General features: G+C 56.0%; 14 protein-coding genes. All 14 read right to left on the bottom strand.

Annotated elements, in window-relative coordinates:
- Nucleotides 1–5 precede the first annotated feature (5 nt).
- Nucleotides 6–1,094: a glycosyltransferase gene (locus M2401_RS02885; RefSeq protein WP_259099390.1), complete on the bottom strand. Its 1,089-nt coding sequence runs from the start codon at nt 1,092–1,094 to the stop codon at nt 6–8.
- 90 nt (nt 1,095–1,184) lie between these two features.
- Nucleotides 1,185–2,438, bottom strand: coding sequence for an oligosaccharide flippase family protein (locus tag M2401_RS02880; RefSeq protein WP_259099896.1), 1,254 nt, complete (start codon nt 2,436–2,438; stop codon nt 1,185–1,187).
- A gap of 1 nt (nt 2,439) precedes the next feature.
- Complete coding sequence (locus tag M2401_RS02875) at nt 2,440–3,660, bottom strand: O-antigen ligase (RefSeq protein WP_259099388.1); 1,221 nt, start codon at nt 3,658–3,660, stop codon at nt 2,440–2,442.
- A gap of 439 nt (nt 3,661–4,099) precedes the next feature.
- Nucleotides 4,100–4,342, bottom strand: a complete 243-nt coding sequence (locus M2401_RS02870) for a LapA family protein (RefSeq protein ID WP_259099387.1) — start codon at nt 4,340–4,342, stop codon at nt 4,100–4,102.
- Nucleotides 4,343–4,363: 21 nt separating this feature from the next.
- Entirely contained in the window at nt 4,364–4,660 is a 297-nt protein-coding gene (ihfB, locus tag M2401_RS02865; RefSeq protein WP_003369729.1) for an integration host factor subunit beta, read from the bottom strand.
- A gap of 271 nt (nt 4,661–4,931) precedes the next feature.
- Entirely contained in the window at nt 4,932–5,888 is a 957-nt protein-coding gene (locus tag M2401_RS02860) for an NAD-dependent epimerase/dehydratase family protein (protein ID WP_259099367.1), read from the bottom strand.
- Between the two features lie 207 nt (nt 5,889–6,095).
- On the bottom strand, nt 6,096–7,781 hold the full coding sequence (gene rpsA, locus M2401_RS02855) for a 30S ribosomal protein S1 (protein WP_259099365.1): 1,686 nt from the start codon (nt 7,779–7,781) through the stop codon (nt 6,096–6,098).
- A 122-nt stretch (nt 7,782–7,903) separates the two neighbouring features.
- Nucleotides 7,904–8,590, bottom strand: a complete 687-nt coding sequence (gene cmk, locus M2401_RS02850; RefSeq protein ID WP_259099363.1) for a (d)CMP kinase — start codon at nt 8,588–8,590, stop codon at nt 7,904–7,906.
- Entirely contained in the window at nt 8,587–10,797 is a 2,211-nt protein-coding gene (locus M2401_RS02845) for a bifunctional prephenate dehydrogenase/3-phosphoshikimate 1-carboxyvinyltransferase (RefSeq protein ID WP_259099361.1), read from the bottom strand. Before M2401_RS02845 ends, cmk begins: the two co-directional genes overlap by 4 nt.
- 28 nt (nt 10,798–10,825) lie before the next feature.
- A complete protein-coding gene (hisC, locus tag M2401_RS02840) occupies nt 10,826–11,938 on the bottom strand; it encodes a histidinol-phosphate transaminase (protein WP_259099360.1) in 1,113 nt (370 codons plus the stop codon).
- A 12-nt stretch (nt 11,939–11,950) separates the two neighbouring features.
- Nucleotides 11,951–13,045, bottom strand: coding sequence for a prephenate dehydratase (gene pheA, locus M2401_RS02835; RefSeq protein WP_259099358.1), 1,095 nt, complete (start codon nt 13,043–13,045; stop codon nt 11,951–11,953).
- Nucleotides 13,045–14,130, bottom strand: a complete 1,086-nt coding sequence (gene serC / locus M2401_RS02830; protein WP_259099357.1) for a 3-phosphoserine/phosphohydroxythreonine transaminase — start codon at nt 14,128–14,130, stop codon at nt 13,045–13,047. The genes pheA and serC overlap by 1 nt, the downstream gene beginning before the upstream one ends.
- Before the next feature lie 105 nt (nt 14,131–14,235).
- Nucleotides 14,236–17,013, bottom strand: coding sequence for a DNA gyrase subunit A (gene gyrA / locus M2401_RS02825; protein ID WP_259099355.1), 2,778 nt, complete (start codon nt 17,011–17,013; stop codon nt 14,236–14,238).
- Between the two features lie 296 nt (nt 17,014–17,309).
- Nucleotides 17,310–18,386 carry an S-methyl-5-thioribose-1-phosphate isomerase gene (gene mtnA, locus M2401_RS02820; protein ID WP_259099353.1) on the bottom strand — a complete coding sequence of 359 codons (1,077 nt, stop codon included), beginning with the start codon at nt 18,384–18,386 and terminating at the stop codon, nt 17,310–17,312.
- Nucleotides 18,387–18,397 lie beyond the last annotated feature (11 nt).

The following is an 18,397-nucleotide window of genomic DNA, read 5'->3' as shown; positions in this document are numbered from 1 at the left end:
AGGAATCAGCGTGACTCATATAGATGAAGCCAATTTGCAACAACATTATCCAGTGAGAAATTTTCAATAACTCTCGCTCTGGCTCGCAGGCCCAAAACTCGTTTCTCTTCATCAGAAAGGCTCAGCGCCCTCGCGATGCCTTTCGTCAGCGAAAGCACATCCCTGGGCGGAACTACAAATCCTTGGTCGCCGATAACTTCCCGCACTCCGCCACAGTCGGTGGCCACCACCACCCGCTCGGTCGCCATAGCTTCTGCTACCACGAGCCCAAACCCTTCCCAGGCGGAAGAGAGTACGTAGATATCCGCAGCATTATAAAAAGCGTCGACATCACTTCGCGCACCCCAGAACGTTATTTTTTCTGTGACGCCCAGCTCCTCGACAAGCGCCGTCAGCGCCACCCGCTCGCATCCCTCACCAACAATCCACAACCGCAGCGTTCCATCGTTGCCACTCAAGGCCGCGAAACAAGCAATTAACGTTGGAAAGTCCTTCGCCTCTGCCAACCGCCCCACAGATAAAATTACCCTATCGGTTTCCTGTGCACCGGCTATACGACGAACATGTTCCCGTTTAAAGTCATCTCTCTTGAATATGGTCGTATCAATGCCATTGAAAACAACCTGCATTTTACCTTTGGGGCAGGCCCGCAACTTCTCAAATGCCTGTACTGCCTCAAGACTGACATTCGTGGTGACATCAGCAAGTCTATCGGTCAGCCTATACGCCAGCATTCGAAGCATGCCACCTTCGTAGGTGTTGTGCGCGGTGCAAATAAGCCGGGGGAACTTTATTGTAAGCCGTGCAAGCCTCGATAAAATATTGGCATGGATCATATGGCCATGAACTACATCTGGCCGGAAGTCGGCGATCAATTTTCTAAGGGCCAGGTAGCCATTGAAAACACCGAAGATTGTCTTTTTAATATCAAGCCCGACGACATGAATACGGGAAACGTCTACAGGCACCCCGTGCTCACCGGTAAAATAACAAATACAAATCTCGTGATATTCTGCTAACCGCTGTGCAACAGCCGAAAGTTGTGTTTCTGCGCCGCCAACCCCTAACCCTGTAATAACATAGAGTATTTTCACAATCAAGCCTCATGCATCGCTTAACATCCTCTACCTCGGACATATAAATTATTTGACTTAGCCACCTGCAACTACACGTCCAGCAAACGACTATACGTTTGACCTACCCCCAAGAACAACATCGAAGACCGTTCGACCACAGAGCAGCATCTTACTGATATAGATCACCATCCCCATAAAAAGAATTATCTCCGCCAAAATAAACCCAAAGGCTGCACCTTTGGCCCCATACAAAAAGCAGAACAAAAACACTCCCAACACTGCAAACAACGAGGAGCATAAAGTTAAAATACTCAAAAATTTATCTTTATTCATTGGAATAAGGACAGTCAACCCTATGGCTTGATTAACCATACGAAGCGGCACAACCCAAATAAATACCTTTATGACCTCCGCAGATGACTCAAATCCAGGCCCTAGCGTAATACTCATCAAATACTCACCAAAATGCCCGACTAGAACTGCAACAACCCCTCCCGAAACGCCTAAAAAAACGGTGATAAGCATAGGAAGAAATAACGATGGGCATAACCCTTTGAACAGCCGGATCGTTAACGGAAATACGCCTACTAGAATTGGCCCGGCAAGGCCTGATAACCCTCGGACAATTTTCTCGGCTGGCACATATGAGGCCAGCACTTGCGCGCCGCCAATGGAGGATACGAGCGCCGGCCCTGAGTTCAACAATACATTATTGCTACTTTTGTAGATAAACACATGAAAGCTTGATCTGATCTGAGATTTGGCACCTTGAAAACTGAAAGTAACGTCACGAATCCAGCGTAGACACATTAGATTGGCCAAGAGAGTATTTAAAAAAGCACACCCCGCCATCACCCCTAAAGCAGCACTTGCGCCTGAACCCTTGCCTAAAAGCAGCAGCAATACGGCCAAGCCCATCAAGCGGACTAAAAGATCCGCTATCAAAAATCCAGCAAGGCATTCTTTACCTTGAAACAGCCACATAGGACTCAGCCCAAACGCCAGAAAATACAATACGCCAAAAAAAATCAGCTCTGCATTGATACTCGAATAGTTGGTCCCTACCAGTACTCCGACGACTAATAACAAAGGCAACGCGATAACGAGCTTTGCCGACAATATATCGCTAAATACTTTAGAGATTAAATCTCCATCGTCCGGAGATAGCGCCACTTGCCGCTCGCCACTGATTCCGAAGCCGAACTCCATGAACAAAGAAGCCAATATCGCAATAGATTGTACCATTACCACTGACCCATACGATTCGGCGCCAAGGCTTCTGGCTAGAATAGGGATTTCTATAATGGGGATAAGGTAACTGAACAGTTGAACCACAAACAGTAGACTGACGTTACCAAGCAACCTATTCAACGATAGCTTTCCGGGTCGTAAAAGCCGTAGCCGGTGCAGACAATGAAAATTGCCATGAGACCATCACTATCCATATACCCCACTCTGAAAGCTCCGAACTCAGCGAATGCAACATCATCGTCAATCCGTAACCCGCGACTCCCAGCATGGCGACAAAACTCATTTCTGGGTTTTTATCATTTTGGCAGGCGACATTTCGCCTGGAAGCATAAATAACCAACGGCGCAACCATTAAAATCACCAACCCGCAGAACCCCAAAACGCCTAAATCAGCCAGCGCGGCCAGATAGGCATTATGCACGACCATTGGCTTGCCAAATACCAGTGAACTTGAATCACCGAAGCCGCATCCAAATAGATAGCATCCTTTGAGATTAGAAACTCCATCTGCAAGCATCTGCAAGCGGGTATTATCAACCGTAAATAGTCTGTCAAATATGGCAAAATCAACTAGATATGCCAGACCCATCAACGCAACCAAACCGAGACACACGGAAACTAAAAAACTCCAAGATACTTTAGCCGATGTGGTTTTATATTTTTTCACAATCAAAATCAGACAAAGGATGGAAAATAATAAAAAGCCCGTTCTGCTTGAGTCCGCAAACAATATATAGATCGACATAAGCACAATAGCGAAATCAACAGCATTAAAGCGGCCTTTGACCAACCCATTTGTCAGTATGAAACCGACAAAGAAAACTGCGCTGCGCCATAACACACCAGGATCGGCATATTGGCTACCTTCACGCCCGTCACCCAAGACGACATAGTAATCTTTGAAAATAAACTTACAGGCTACAAATACAAGAAATGCCAAAGCCACCGACAGCCTGCTGATCATTAATATCCGTTCACCTGAGACTTGCTTCGCATTTACAAAAACGATAACAAACACACAATATATGCAAAAAAACTTAGCACCCTGATAATATGAATTATTATCCTGGTTTGCATACCCTGCGACGAGCAGCCCGAGGATTAATAGCGCAAATCCGCCAGTCATAATCTTTATGATTTTATAATCAGGCAATCCAAACGCCCTGACAACATTGACTGTACCGATACACGCGATACAAGCCCATAAAGCCCAGTAACCCAGTGGAGTGACTATATTCCTCAGTGCGCCTAGCACGATCAGTAAGCAGCTAATCAACATCACAAAGAAGGGAACTGATAACTTTTTTTGCAACACCATACAATATTTATTCATAGCTGAATACTGATCTCAATCACGCTTACAAGCAAAGTCGCTAAACCCCTATACCCAGGATTTAAACCCAACCGTGCACCCCGCACTAGACGGATAGCATTCTGCGCCTGAACGAATTATTTGCAACGGGCGATTATCAGCTGTTCCGTGGCAATTCTGTCTACCCATACCGTCATTAACCAACGAATACGGGCGTTTCAGAAAGATGCCGAACAAGCACCTACATCGACTAGCAACTATTCACTCAAAATTTGTAGCTATTTCCTACAAAGAATGATGAAAATTCCAAGCTGAAGATAGCCATTGCATATTCAAACTTGATCAGAAGGGGGATAAAAATAAGAAAAGCCCGATACGAGAGGTCGGGTGAAGTTAATATTCACCCAATATTGAACGCTGATGCGTGAAGCTCGAAGAGCTCAAATAATGAGGCTGTTACTCAGACAGATCGCTGCGACTGCTTGCGTCGCTTGCGCAGCCCTACCGACCACCCTAGTAGCGGCCCGATCAGCATGCCGATCAACAGAGCGACGATGACCGGTACAGCCAGGACCAGTTCGGGAGACGACCAGCCAAAGAACACCAGCGACACGATCTGCCGGTTTTCAAGCACGAATACGATGGTTGATACGATTAGCAGCAATGCGATGATCGCTGTGAGAACCCGCGTGAGCATGCGCATTTTCAACTCCTGTCGGGAGGCCTAGAGCCCCTCTTCCTCGTCTTCGTTGACACGATCACGCAACTCTTTGCCTGGCTTGAAGTGCGGAACGAATTTGCCGTCGAGGCTTACCGACTGGCCGGTTTTCGGGTTGCGGCCGACCCGGGGTGCCCGGTAATGCAGCGAGAAACTGCCAAAGCCGCGAATTTCGATGCGATCGCCTGTCGCCAGGCACTGCGACATCTGCTCAAGCATGGTCTTGATGGCCAGCTCGACATCCTTGGATGAGAGCAGCCCCTGATGGGTGACAATTCGTTCGATCAGCTCCGACTTCGTCATATTTTTCCCTTCTTTTTCAAGCAGCTAGGAGAGCGCTCCGAAGGTTTTAGCATGACCTGAAGAATTTGAACAGCCCATCTATTGACTTATGTTGGCAAAAGTTTTGGCCCAGCCAATGAGATGCCTGAAACCTTGAGGCAGGTCGCAATCGACGGGGCTGGAAGATTTCATGCTTCATCGGTTCTATGACCCGCTGGGTAAACAAGCCCTCAGCCCCCTCACGACCTAAGAGCGCGACACAGAGCGCCTACGTGTGGCAGCCGCTGACGTCCTAACGATGGACTGCTGATGCGTACGTCTTGCCTACTTCGACCAGCGCACTATAGGTATCAGAGTGGGGTTGATAACCCAGCGCTTGGGCTTTGGAACAATCAACTGTCAGCGAACCACATAGCTGAGTGTAAAGCTCCTGTTTACCAATGAGCGCAGAAGCAATCCCCAGGATGAACCCAGGTATCGGAACGCTTAGAAACCTGCGCTCCATGCCACAAGAGAGCGCACGAAGCATTTCGTGTGTCGAAATATCGGCGCCATCAGATACCAGGAAGACCTGACGACTTGCATCGGGACTCTCCACCGTCATGGCGATGAAGCGATTCAGATTGTCGACGGATATTATGCTTCTTGCGTTCTTGACCAACATGAACGGGCTGGGCAGTCCTCGATGGACGACTCGGAGCAAGGTTTTAAAATTACCTGGCGCATCAGCTCCGTAGACCAAGGGTGGCCTGATAATGACCCAATCCATGCTTTCTGAGGCCAGTAAGCCCTGCAGTGAAACTTCGGCGTCATATTTAGAAATGGCATAGTCGGCTAGAGGATTGACAGCGCAGACCTCGTCAAATCGCTTATGCACGGTAGTTTTGCCATTCACACCGATAGTGCTGAGGAAGACAAACCGTTTTACACCGCAACTAAGGGCCCGCTTAGCGACTCGCAATGTCAGATCGTGATTAGTTTGGCGATATAGAATTGACGCATCATTCTTTTTATTAAGTATGTGTGCCCGACCGGCAAGGTGTACCACGCAATCTATGCCTTCAAGGCTCGCACGCAAAAAGTGTTCATCATGCAAATCCCCTCGGCGGTATTCAACACCTTCTACGCAGCCTGTAGGCCCCCGTGTCACAGCCCTCACACTCATTCCCTGGTCAACCAACAACCGGCATAGATGCCTACCGATAAAGCCGGTGGCTCCAGTAATTAGAACTTTAGAGCTAACTGACACAATTATGACTCCCAACCGACTTTTCTGACGAGCCGAAAAGTCTAAGGGAAGGTTAATTTGTTTTTTGTAGGAGTCTTCTGCAAGACCTGTCTGACAGCGCTGATTCGCTCAAGGTAATAAACTGTGATTCACCATTTTTACGACGTTAAAAATCGCGCCCACAAAAAAGGGCGACCGAAGTCGCCCTTTTCCATGGTCAAGCAGAACTTAGTTCTGTTTTTCCATTTGTGCGCGCAACAGGTCACCAAGAGTGGTAGGACCAGTGTTTTCAGCGGTGTCAGGCTTGCTACGCAGGCTCTGGATCGCTTCTTTCTCGTCTTCAACATCTTTCGACTTGATGGACAAGCTGATTACGCGGCTCTTGCGGTCAACGCTGATGATCTTGGCTTCGATCTCTTCGCCTTCTTTCAGAACGTTACGCGCGTCTTCAACGCGGTCACGGCTGATTTCGGAGGCTTTGAGGGTCGCTTCGATGTCGTCGGCCAGGGTGATGATGGCGCCTTTGGCGTCAACTTCTTTCACGATACCGCGGACGATTGCGCCTTTGTCATTGACAGTGACGTACTCGGAGAACGGATCGCTTTCCAGCTGTTTGATACCCAGGGAGATGCGCTCGCGCTCTGGATCAACAGACAGGATGACGGTGTCGAGCTCGTCGCCCTTCTTGAAGCGACGTACGGCTTCTTCGCCCACTTCGTTCCAGGAGATGTCGGACAGGTGAACCAGGCCGTCGATGCCGCCGTCCAGACCAATGAAGATACCGAAATCGGTGATCGACTTGATGGTGCCGGAGATTTTATCGCCCTTGTTGAACTGGCCAGAGAAATCTTCCCATGGGTTAGATTTGCACTGTTTGATGCCGAGGGAGATACGACGACGCTCTTCGTCGATGTCCAGAACCATAACTTCCACTTCGTCGCCGACTTGCACGACTTTCGAAGGGTGGATGTTTTTGTTGGTCCAGTCCATTTCGGAAACGTGTACCAGGCCTTCCACGCCTTCTTCCAGCTCTGCAAAGCAGCCGTAGTCGGTCAGGTTGGTTACACGCGCGGTAACGCGGGTGCTTTCCGGGTAACGAGCTTTGATAGCAACCCATGGGTCTTCGCCCAGTTGCTTCAGGCCCAGGGAAACACGATTGCGCTCGCGATCGTACTTCAGGACTTTTACATCGATCTCATCGCCAACGTTGACGATTTCCGATGGATGCTTGATACGCTTCCAAGCCATGTCGGTGATGTGCAGCAGGCCATCGACGCCACCCAGATCGACGAATGCGCCGTAATCGGTGAGGTTCTTGACGATACCTTTGACTTGTTGGCCTTCCTGCAAGGATTCCAGCAGAGCTTCGCGCTCGGCGCTGTTCTCGGCTTCCAGGACGCTGCGACGGGAAACGACAACGTTGTTGCGCTTCTGGTCCAGTTTGATGACCTTGAATTCGAGCTCTTTGCCTTCCAGGTGAGTCGTGTCACGCACAGGGCGGACGTCAACCAGAGAACCAGGCAGGAACGCACGGATGCCGTTAACGTCGACAGTGAAGCCGCCTTTAACCTTACCGTTGATAACGCCCTTGACCACTTCTTCAGCTGCGAAAGCCGCTTCCAGAACAATCCAGCACTCAGCGCGCTTGGCTTTTTCGCGGGACAGCTTGGTTTCGCCAAAGCCGTCTTCGACCGCATCCAGAGCAACGTGAACTTCGTCACCGACCTTGATGGTCAGCTCGCCAGCGTCGTTGTAGAACTGCTCGAGCGGGATGACACCCTCGGACTTCAGGCCAGCGTGTACAGTTACCCAGTCACCGTCGATGTCGACAACGATACCGGTAATGATTGCGCCCGGCTGAAGGTTGAGGGTTTTCAGGCTTTCTTCAAAAAGTTCTGCAAAGCTTTCGCTCATTTTAATTCCTGTTGATCAAGGGCGAAGAATACGCCCATCTGCCACGCTCCAGACAACGTGGGTTTCGTTCATATGAAAGGAAGCCTGCGGGACTCGGTCTGGTCTCCCACATGGCTCCTTGGTCACCCGGCGATATCGCGAAGGGCGATTTCACTACGGATGCGTTCCAGCACCTGCTCGATAGACAACTCGGTAGAATCCAGCTGGATGGCGTCTTGCGCCGGCTTGAGCGGGGCTACCGCTCGCTGGGTGTCACGCTCGTCGCGCGCACATATCTCTTCTAGCAGACTCGACAGACTAACATCATCGCCCTTGGCTTTCAACTGCAAGTAACGACGACGTGCACGTTCCTCGGCGCTGGCGGTGAGGAAAATCTTCAAGGGGGCGTCAGGGAAGACCACCGTACCCATGTCCCGGCCGTCGGCTACCAGCCCCGGCTCTTCCTGGAAGGCACGCTGGCGCTGCAGCAGCGCATCGCGCACCGCTGGCAACGAAGCGACCTGGGAAGCACCGCTGCCGATCTGCTCGTTGCGGATCGAATGGGTAACGTCTTCGCCTTCAAGAACGATGCGCTGACCACCGCCCGCAACCGTCTCGAACTGTACGTCGAGGTGGGCGGCCAGCAGCTTGAGGGCTTCTTCGTTGGTCAGGTCGACACCATGATTGCGGGCGGCGAATGCCAGCAGGCGATAAAGCGCGCCCGAATCGAGCAGACACCAACCCAGGTGCTTGGCCAGCAGGCCGGCAACGGTTCCTTTACCGGATCCGCTAGGCCCATCGATAGTGATGACTGGAGCCTTGGCTTTCACGAATGCACCTCCTGCACGACACCAAGACCAACCTGTGCGCACAGCTCAATAAAATTAGGAAAGGACGTGGCGACATTAGCGCAATCATTTACGCGAATGGCGGCACTCGCCCGCAAAGATGCAACACTGAACGCCATGGCGATACGATGATCGCCACGGGCATCGACTTCACCGCCACCGATGGCACCGCCATCAATGATGATGCCGTCCGGCGTCGGCTCCACTTGCACACCCAGTGCCAGCAGCCCATCGGCCATGGCCTGGATACGGTCGGATTCCTTGACGCGCAATTCTTCGGCACCACGCAACACGGTGCGCCCTTGCGCACAGGCCGCTGCGACGAACAGCACCGGAAACTCGTCGATCGCCAAAGGCACCAGGGCCTGAGGGATTTCGATGCCTTTCAGGCGGGCCGAGCGCACGCGCAGGTCCGCTACTGGCTCACCACCGACTTCGCGCTGATTCTCCAGGGTAATATTACCCCCCATCAGCCGCAGAATCTCGATCACGCCGACCCGGGTCGGGTTGATGCCGACATGCTCCAGCAGCAACTCCGAACCCTCGGCAATCGACGCCGCGACCATGAAGAAGGCTGCCGACGAAATGTCAGCTGGCACTTCGATATGGGTCGCTGTGAGGTTATGCCCGGACTCCAGGGTCGCCCGATTGGCTTTGACACACACCGGATAACCAAAGCCACGCAGCAGGCGCTCGGTATGGTCGCGAGTGGTAGCAGGCTCACTGACGCTGGTCTGCCCATCAGCATACAGACCGGCGAGTAGCAGGCAGGATTTGACCTGGGCACTGGCCATGGGCATCTGGTAATTGAGCGCCTTGAGCTTGTGGCCACCGCGAATGACCAGCGGCGGCCGCCCGTCAGGTGCCGTCTCGATCACTGCGCCCATTTCGCGCAGCGGCCCGGCTACACGCTCCATGGGGCGCCGCGACAACGAGGCATCGCCGGTCAGGGTCGTATCGAAACTCTGCGCCGCGAGCAAACCGGCCAGCAGGCGCATGGACGTTCCGGAGTTGCCGAGGTAAATCGGCCCCGGCGGCGATTTCAGGCCATGCAGGCCGACGCCATGAATGGTCACGCGGCCATGATGCGGGCCTTCAATGACCACGCCCATATCGCGGAAGGCCTGGATGGTCGCCAGGGCATCTTCACCCTCAAGGAAACCTTCGACCTCGGTGGTGCCTTCAGCCAGGGAGCCAAGCATGATCGCGCGATGGGAAATCGATTTATCCCCCGGCACGCGAATACTCCCGTTGACTCTGCCGCCAGGGCCCGCCAGGAAACTGATATTGCGGGTGTGGGCAGCCGGCTCTACATAAGCCCGCCGCGCCAGGATCTTGCCGAAATGCTCCCGCGCCACCCGTGCCCGGGTAAACACGCCGAGCAACTGGTGACCGTCACCGGCATCGATGGCATCGCGCAGCACGTCCAGGTCGCTGCGGAACGTATCCAGGGTGCGCAGCACCGCCTCGCGGTTGGCCAGGAAGATGTCGTGCCACATTACCGGGTCACTGCCGGCGATTCGGGTGAAATCACGAAAACCTCCAGCAGCGTAACGGAAGATATCCAGGTTTTCGTTACGTTTGGCCAGGGAGTCCACCAGACCGAACGCCAATAGGTGCGGCAGATGACTGGTCGCGGCGAGGACTTCGTCATGCCGCTGGACCTGCATATGCTCGACGTCCGCACCCAGCTCGCGCCATAACCGGTCAACCACCGCCAGGGCGTCGGGATCGGTCTCGGGCAGCGGGGTGAGGATGACCTTGTGCCGTTTGAACAACTGCGAATTCGACGCTTCCACTCCGCTCTGCTCGGACCCGGCAATCGGATGCCCCGGCACGAAACGCGATGGCATGGCGCCAAAGGCCACACCGGCGGCACGCACTACATTGCCCTTGGCGCTGCCGACATCGGTCAGCACTGCATTGCCCAGATCCATGGTTGCCAGCAGCCCCAGCAACTTTTCCATGGCCAGGATCGGCACTGCCAGTTGAATGACATCAGCGCCGCGACAGGCGACAGCAATGTCTTCTTCACAGCGATCAACTACACCGAGTTCTACCGCCAGACGCCGCGATTGCGGGTCCAGGTCGACACCCACCACTTCGCCGCACAGCCCGCTTTCACGCAGGCCCTTGGCGAAGGAACCACCAATGAGGCCAAGACCGATCACCACCAGGCGCCCGATCATAGGTTGGCCTGATTGCACTGAGATGACATCAACCACGCGCCAGAACCTTGGCCAGAGCCTCGAGGAAGCGAGTGTTTTCAACGGGCAGACCGATACTGACGCGCAGATGGTTGGGCATACCGTAACCGCCGATCGGACGAACAATCACGCCTTCGCGCAGCAGCCCTTGATAGACCGGCGCCGCTTCACGCTCAAGGTCGATGGCAATGAAGTTGGCCTTCGAGGGAATCCATTTCAGACCCATCAGGCGCAAACCGCCTTCCAGCTGTTCCATGCCGACTTCATTGAGCTGACGACTCTTCTCAACATACTCGGCGTCGTCCAGCGCAGCGCAGGCAGCAGCCAGGGCCAGGCTGTTAACGTTAAAGGGCTGGCGCACACGATTGAGCACGTCAGCCACTTGCGGCGTCGACAACGCATAGCCGACGCGCAACGAGGCCAGGCCATAGGCCTTGGAGAAGGTGCGCGAAACCAACAGGTTGGGGAAGTCGGCCAGATAGTTGAGACCATCCGGCAGCTCGGCGCCTGCGGCGTATTCGATATAAGCCTCGTCCAGCACCACCAGCACGTCTTTCGGCACCGCAGCGAGGAACGCGGCGAGCGCCTCGGGACCGAACCAGGTGCCGGTCGGGTTGTTCGGGTTGGCGACGAATACCACGCGGGTATTGCTGTCGATGGCCGCGAGCATGGCCGTCAGGTCATGCCCCCAGTCCTTGGCCGGCGCAACGCGAGCATCAGCGCCGACCGCCTGGGTAACGATTGGGTAGATAGCGAACGCATACTCACTGAATACCGCGTTCAACCCCGGAGCCAGGTAAGCACGGGCAACCAGCTCGAGAATATCGTTGGAGCCATTACCCAGAGTGACCTGGCTGGCCTGCACGTTACAACGCGCAGCGAGGCGCTGCTTCAGATCGAAGCCGTTGCCATCCGGATAGCGGGTCAGTTCGGCAAGTTCGCTGCGAATCGCTTCGAGCGCCTTGGGACTGGCGCCCAGCGGGTTCTCGTTGCTCGCCAGCTTGATGATCTGCGCCGGGTCCAGGCCCAGCTCACGCGCCAGCTCATCAACCGGTTTGCCCGGAACATAAGGCGATAGTTTTTGCACGCCCGGCTGAGCCAGGGCGAGGAAGTCGACGCTCATGTATCGCCCCTGTCAGAGAACCGCTTTCGGGTAGGAACCCAGTACCTTGAGTGCAACCGCTTCCTGGCTGATCTGCTCCAGTACGGCCTTGACCAGTGGATCGCGGTGATGACCGACGAAATCGATAAAGAACACGTAGGTCCATTTACCGCTGCGCGAAGGTCGGGTCTCGATACGGGTCAGGTCGATGCCGTTCTCGTGGAAAGGCACCAGCAGCTCGTGGAGCGCGCCGGGCTTGTTGCTCATCGAGACAATGATCGAGGTCTTGTCGTCACCGGTCGGCGGCACTTCCTGACTGCCGATGATCAGGAAACGCGTCGAGTTGTCCGGACGGTCTTCGATCTTCTCGGCAATACGCGTCAGGCCGTACAGGCCTGCAGACATGTCACCGGCAATGGCAGCGGAGTTCCACTCACCCTTGACCCGCTTGGCTGCTTCGGCGTTGCTGGCAACGGCGATGCGCTCGACATTCGGGTAGTGCGCGTCCAGCCACTTGCGGCACTGGGCCAGGGATTGGGCGTGGGAGTAGATGCGGCTGATGCTCTCGGTCTTGGTGTTTTCGCCCACCAGCAGATGGTGGTGAATGCGCAGCTCGACTTCGCCACAGATGACCATGTCATGTTCGAGGAAGCTGTCGAGAGTGTGGTTGACCGCACCTTCAGTGGAGTTTTCCACCGGGACGACACCGAAGTTAACCGCACCGGCGGCAACTTCACGGAACACTTCGTCGATCGCCGCCATAGGGCGGCTGATCACGGCGTTGCCGAAATGTTTGATCGCAGCAGCCTGGGTGAAGGTGCCTTCAGGGCCGAGGTAAGCCACTTTCAGGGGCTGTTCCAGGGCCAGGCACGACGACATGATTTCGCGGAACAGCCGCGCCATCTCTTCGTTGCTCAGCGGGCCACGGTTACGCTCCATGACGCGCTTGAGCACCTGGGCTTCGCGCTCGGGACGGTAGAACACCGGCACCTCGCCTTCAGCCAGGGACGCCATTTTCACCCGCGCCACTTCCTGGGCGCAGCGGGCGCGCTCACTGATCAGCTCCAGGACTTTCTCGTCCAGACTGTCAATGCGGACCCGCAGGGCCTTGAGTTCCTGTTCGGACATTAGCCGTGTTCCTTCTCGAACTCAGCCATGTACGCCACCAGCGCATTGACTGCGTGGATATCCACCGCGTTATAGATGGAGGCACGCATGCCGCCCACCGAACGGTGGCCCTTGAGGTTGAGAAGACCGCGCGCTTCGGCACCGGCGAGGAACGGCTTGTCCAGGCGATCATCGGCCAGACGGAACGGCACGTTCATCCACGAGCGATCGGACTTGTTGATCGGATTGCTGTACAGGCCGCTGGCATCGATGAAGTCATACAGCGTGCGCTGCTTGACGTCATTGAGCTTGGCAATGGCTTCGACGCCGCCCTGCTCTTTCAGCCACTCGAAGACCAGGCCGGACAGATACCAGGCCAGGGTCGGCGGGGTGTTGTACATCGAGGCGTTATCGGCCGCGACCTTATAGTTGAGCATGGTCGGGCAGAGCGAACGGGCACGACCCAGCAGGTCTTCACGAATGATGTTGACCAGGATGCCGCTCGGGCCGATGTTCTTCTGGGCACCGGCGTAGATCATGCCGAAACGCGAGATATCCACCGGGCGCGAGAGAATGTCCGAAGACATGTCAGCGACCAATGGCACGTCGCCAGTCTCAGGAATCCAGTTGAATTCCAGGCCACCGATGGTTTCGTTCGGGGCGTAGTGAACGTAGGCAGCGTCTTTGGACAGCTTCCACTCGTTCTGGCCGGGAATGGCGAAATAGTCGTAAGGCTTGGCGCTGGCCGCGACATTGACGTGGCCGTAGCGCGACGCTTCTTCAATGGCTTTCTGCGACCAGATACCGGTGTCGATATAATCGGCAGTGGCGTCTTCGGGCAACAGGTTCAGCGGAATCTGGCTGAATTGTTGGCTGGCGCCACCTTGCAGGAACAGCACTTTATAGTTGGACGGAATGTTCAGCAGGTCACGCAGGTCCTGCTCAGCCTTATTGGCGATGGACACGAACTCATCGCTGCGATGGCTCATTTCCATGACCGACAGGCCTTTGCCATGCCAATCCAGGAGTTCCGCCTGGGCGCGCAGCAGAACAGCTTCAGGAAGCGCAGCAGGACCTGCGCAGAAGTTAAAGGCTCGCTTGCTCATATCCACTCTCACTACGGCCCCGAGAACACCGACACCGTATCGGGCTCTCAGGCGGGTTCATTCAGACCGGGGGCGTTGCCCGCCCCCTTCAACTCAAGGATTTGCTCAGTCCTGCGGTGCTTCGTCGTCCGCAGCACCATCGGCCTGCAGTTCGTCACCGGCTTCGTCAGCATCGACGGAGGCCGACAGATCGCCTTCCAACGCCTCGTCGTCCAGTTCGTCGCCTTCGACTTCCGATGGCTCCTGCACACGCTCCAGGCCTACCAGTTTCTCGTCGCTGGCCAGCTTGATCAGGGTCACGCCCTGAGTGTTACGACCGAGGCTGGAAACTTCGTCGACACGGGTACGGACCAGGGTGCCCTGATCGGAAATCAGCATGATCTCCTCGCCGTCGAGCACCTGCACCGCACCGACCAGACGGCCGTTACGCTCGTTGCTGACCATGGCGATAACGCCCTGACCGCCACGCTTGTATTCAGGGAACTCGGAAATCGCCGTGCGCTTGCCATAGCCGCGCTCGGAAGCGGTGAGGATCTGGCTGCCTTCTTCCGGGATCAGCATGGAAATAAGCTTCTGCCCTTCCGGCAGACGCATGCCGCGCACACCACGAGCGGTACGGCCCATGGCACGGACATCGGATTCCTTGAAGCGGGTAACCTTGCCACCGTCGGAGAACAGCATGATTTCCTGCTCGCCATCGGTGATGGCGGCGGAGATCAGGATGTCGCCTTCGTCCAGCTCAAGGGCGATCAGGCCGACGCTACGCTGACGGCTGAACGCCACCAGCGGGGTTTTTTTCACGGTACCGTTGGCGGTGGACATGAAGATGAACGGCGCCTTCTTCTTGTCCGCGGCCTTGATGCGCGCCTTGCGCTCTTCTTCGGTCTCGTTGCTGTTTTCGGCGTCGTCGAGTTCGCCATCGATGACCTCGTCTTCCTCGTCGGCCTGCTTGCGCATGGCTTCCAGGTCGACCGGCAACATGGTGGTGATGTACTCGCCTTCACTCAGCGGCAGCAGGTTGACCAGCGGACGGCCACGGGCAGCGCGGGACGCTTCCGGAATCTCGTAGGTCTTGAGCCAGTACACCTTGCCCTTGCTGGAGAACATCAGCAGGGTGGTGTGGCTGTTGGCGACCAGCAGGTGAGCGATGTAGTCCTCATCCTTGACGCCGGTAGCCGATTTACCTTTACCACCACGACGCTGAGCCTGATAGACCGCCAATGGCTGGGTCTTGGCATAGCCGCCGTGGGAAATGGTCACGACCCGCTCTTCTTCGGTGATCAGGTCACCGAGGGTCAGGTCCAGGCGCGCATCGAGAATTTCGGTGCGGCGCACATCGCCATATTCGGCACGGATCAGTTCCAGCTCTTCGCGGATGACTTCCATCAGGCGCGTGGCGCTGTTGAGGATGCGGATCAGCTCGCCGATCTGGGTCAGGATTTCCTGATACTCGCCCAGCAGCTTCTCGTGCTCCAGACCGGTCAGACGGTGCAGACGCAGCTCCAGAATGGCCTGAGCCTGTTCCGGCGAGAGGAAATACTTGCCGTCACGCAGACCGTATTGCGGATCGAGGTTTTCCGGGCGGCTGGATTCGGCGCCTGCGCGCTCGACCATTTCCACCACGGCGCTGGATTCCCACGGCGTGCTGATCAGGCCTTCCTTGGCTTCGGCCGGGGTCGGCGAAGCCTTGATCAGCGCGATGACCGGATCGATGTTGGACAGGGCAACCGCCTGGCCTTCAAGGATATGGCCGCGCTCGCGAGCCTTGCGCAGTTCGAAGACGGTGCGGCGGGTGACGACTTCGCGGCGGTGACGGACGAAGGCTTCCAGCAGATCCTTGAGGTTGAGGATCCGTGGGCGGCCATCGATCAGCGCAACGATGTTGATACCAAAGACGCTTTGCAGCTGGGTCTGGGCGTAGAGGTTGTTGAGGATGACCTCAGGCACTTCGCCACGACGCAGTTCGATCACGACGCGCATACCATCCTTGTCGGATTCGTCGCGCAGCTCGGTAATACCTTCGAGTTTCTTTTCCTTGACCAGCTCGGCGATCTTCTCGATCAGACGCGCCTTGTTCAACTGGTACGGCAGTTCGGTGATGACGATCTGCTGGCGGCCGCCGACCTTGTCGATGTCTTCGACCATGGACCGGGCACGCATATAAATGCGCCCACGACCGGTGCGGTAGGCTTCGACGATACCGGCGCGACCGTTGATGATCGCTGCGGTCGGGAAGTCCGGGCCGGGAATGAATTCCATCAGTTCGTCGATCGTCAACTCAGGATTGTCGATCAGCGCCAGGCAACCGTCGATGACTTCACCGAGGTTGTGCGGCGGAATGTTGGTCGCCATGCCCACGGCGATACCGCTGGAGCCGTTGACCAACAGGTTGGGAATACGGGTCGGCATGACCGCCGGGATCATTTCGGTGCCGTCGTAGTTCGGCACCCAGTCCACGGTTTCTTTGTGCAGGTCGGCCAACAGTTCGTGGGCCAGCTTGGTCATGCGCACTTCGGTGTATCGCATGGCCGCGGCGTTGTCGCCGTCCACCGAACCGAAGTTGCCCTGGCCATCTACCAGCAGGTAGCGCAGGGAGAAAGGTTGTGCCATCCGTACGATGGTGTCGTAGACGGCCGTATCACCGTGAGGGTGATACTTACCGATGACGTCACCGACCACACGGGCGGATTTCTTGTATGGCTTGTTCCAGTCGTTGCCCAGTTCGCTCATTGCGAACAGAACACGCCGGTGCACGGGCTTCAAGCCATCGCGCGCATCCGGCAATGCCCGTCCGACGATTACGCTCATCGCGTAGTCGAGATAGGACTGCTTCAGCTCGTCTTCGATATTGACCGGGAGGATTTCTTTGGCCAGTTCGCCCATGAGAAGCCTGATTCCTTTTTCTGGTGAAACCTCGTGTCATCCATGCGGGACGAACGAAGCTCGCCGCTAGCGGCCTGTGCCGGATAGCGACTTACGACAAATCAACGAGTTATGCCCTGGATCTGTGCAGTGGGGACCACTCTTGCAAGCACTCCCGGAAACCGCCGGATGTTAGCACAAACGCCGTCATGGACCTATCCCTTGAAGGCGCTGAAAATGAGCGAGGCGACCAGAAGACGCCTGATACGCGCTCACAGAGCCGCACAGGCGCCTTCATGGCAATTGGCCGGGCCATTTTAATGCAGGTGTTTACGGCTCATCAGCAGGGCCATCTTCGCTGCATCAGGGCGCTCGACGATGCCTTTTTCGGTCACGATGGCATCGATCAAGTCTGCCGGAGTCACATCGAACACCGGATTGAAGGCTTCTACATCCGCGCCGACCCGCTGCCCGCCCACTTCCAGCAATTCGCGACCGTCGCGCTCTTCGATGACGATGTCATCGCCGCTGGCGGTTTCCATGTCAATGGTCGAACTCGGCGCCACCACCATGAACCGCACACCGTGGTGCATGGCGGCTACGGCCAGTTGATAAGTACCGATCTTGTTCGCCACGTCGCCATTGGCGGTGATACGGTCGGCGCCGACGATGACCCAGGTCAGGCCTTTGGTGCGCATCAAGTGAGCCGCAGCCGAATCGGCGTTAAGCGTGACCGGGATGCCTTCGTTGGCCAGTTCCCAGGCGGTCAGACGCGAGCCTTGCAGCCAGGGCCGGGTTTCATCGGCGTAGACCCGCTCGATCATCCCTTCCAGGTGCGCCGCACGGATAACGCCCAGGGCAGTACCGAAGCCGCCAGTGGCCAGAGCCCCGGTATTGCAGTGGGTAAGCACGGTCTGCAGATTGCCCTGATGCTTGCGGATCAGCTCGGCGCCCAGTTGGGCCATGGTCAGGTTGGCTTCGCGATCACTCAGATGAATAGCCACCGCCTCGGCTTCCAGCACCGTCAACGGATCATCAGTGGGCTTGAGCCGTTGCAGGCGATCGCGCATGCGGTTGAGCGCCCAGAACAGATTGACCGCAGTCGGCCGTGATGCCGCCAGTATGGAAAAATCCTCTACCAGCCCGGCCGCCCAGTCACCACCGGCCGCGATACGGGCGCGGGCACCCAGCACGATGCCATAGGCCGCGCTGATACCGATGGCCGGCGCGCCGCGCACGACCATCGAGCGAATCGCCTCAGCCACCCCAGCGGCACTGTTATAGGCGTGCCAGGTTTCCTCGAACGGCAAAACCCGCTGATCCAACAGGTAGAGCGCGTCGTCTCGCCAATCGATGGCCTTCACTTTCTCTGCAGCCAACAGTCGATCGCGCATTACACACCCCA

Origin of the sequence: Pseudomonas sp. JUb42, from assembly GCF_024807945.1 — a bacterium.
GTDB lineage: Bacteria > Pseudomonadota > Gammaproteobacteria > Pseudomonadales > Pseudomonadaceae > Aquipseudomonas.
This window is presented reverse-complemented; position numbering and strand designations above follow the sequence as displayed.

What these genes read in the sequence shown, in the direction of transcription:
- pheA (WP_259099358.1), bottom strand. Translation starts at nt 13,045, where the DNA reads ATGTCCGAACAGGAACTCAAGGCCCTGCGGGTCCGCATTGACAGTCTG.
- M2401_RS02845 (WP_259099361.1), bottom strand. Translation starts at nt 10,797, where the DNA reads ATGATCGGGCGCCTGGTGGTGATCGGTCTTGGCCTCATTGGTGGTTCC.
- rpsA (WP_259099365.1), bottom strand. Translation starts at nt 7,781, where the DNA reads ATGAGCGAAAGCTTTGCAGAACTTTTTGAAGAAAGCCTGAAAACCCTC.
- ihfB (WP_003369729.1), bottom strand. Translation starts at nt 4,660, where the DNA reads ATGACGAAGTCGGAGCTGATCGAACGAATTGTCACCCATCAGGGGCTG.
- gyrA (WP_259099355.1), bottom strand. Translation starts at nt 17,013, where the DNA reads ATGGGCGAACTGGCCAAAGAAATCCTCCCGGTCAATATCGAAGACGAG.
- M2401_RS02875 (WP_259099388.1), bottom strand. Translation starts at nt 3,660, where the DNA reads ATGAATAAATATTGTATGGTGTTGCAAAAAAAGTTATCAGTTCCCTTC.
- serC (WP_259099357.1), bottom strand. Translation starts at nt 14,130, where the DNA reads ATGAGCAAGCGAGCCTTTAACTTCTGCGCAGGTCCTGCTGCGCTTCCT.
- mtnA (WP_259099353.1), bottom strand. Translation starts at nt 18,386, where the DNA reads ATGCGCGATCGACTGTTGGCTGCAGAGAAAGTGAAGGCCATCGATTGG.
- hisC (WP_259099360.1), bottom strand. Translation starts at nt 11,938, where the DNA reads ATGAGCGTCGACTTCCTCGCCCTGGCTCAGCCGGGCGTGCAAAAACTA.
- M2401_RS02870 (WP_259099387.1), bottom strand. Translation starts at nt 4,342, where the DNA reads ATGCGCATGCTCACGCGGGTTCTCACAGCGATCATCGCATTGCTGCTA.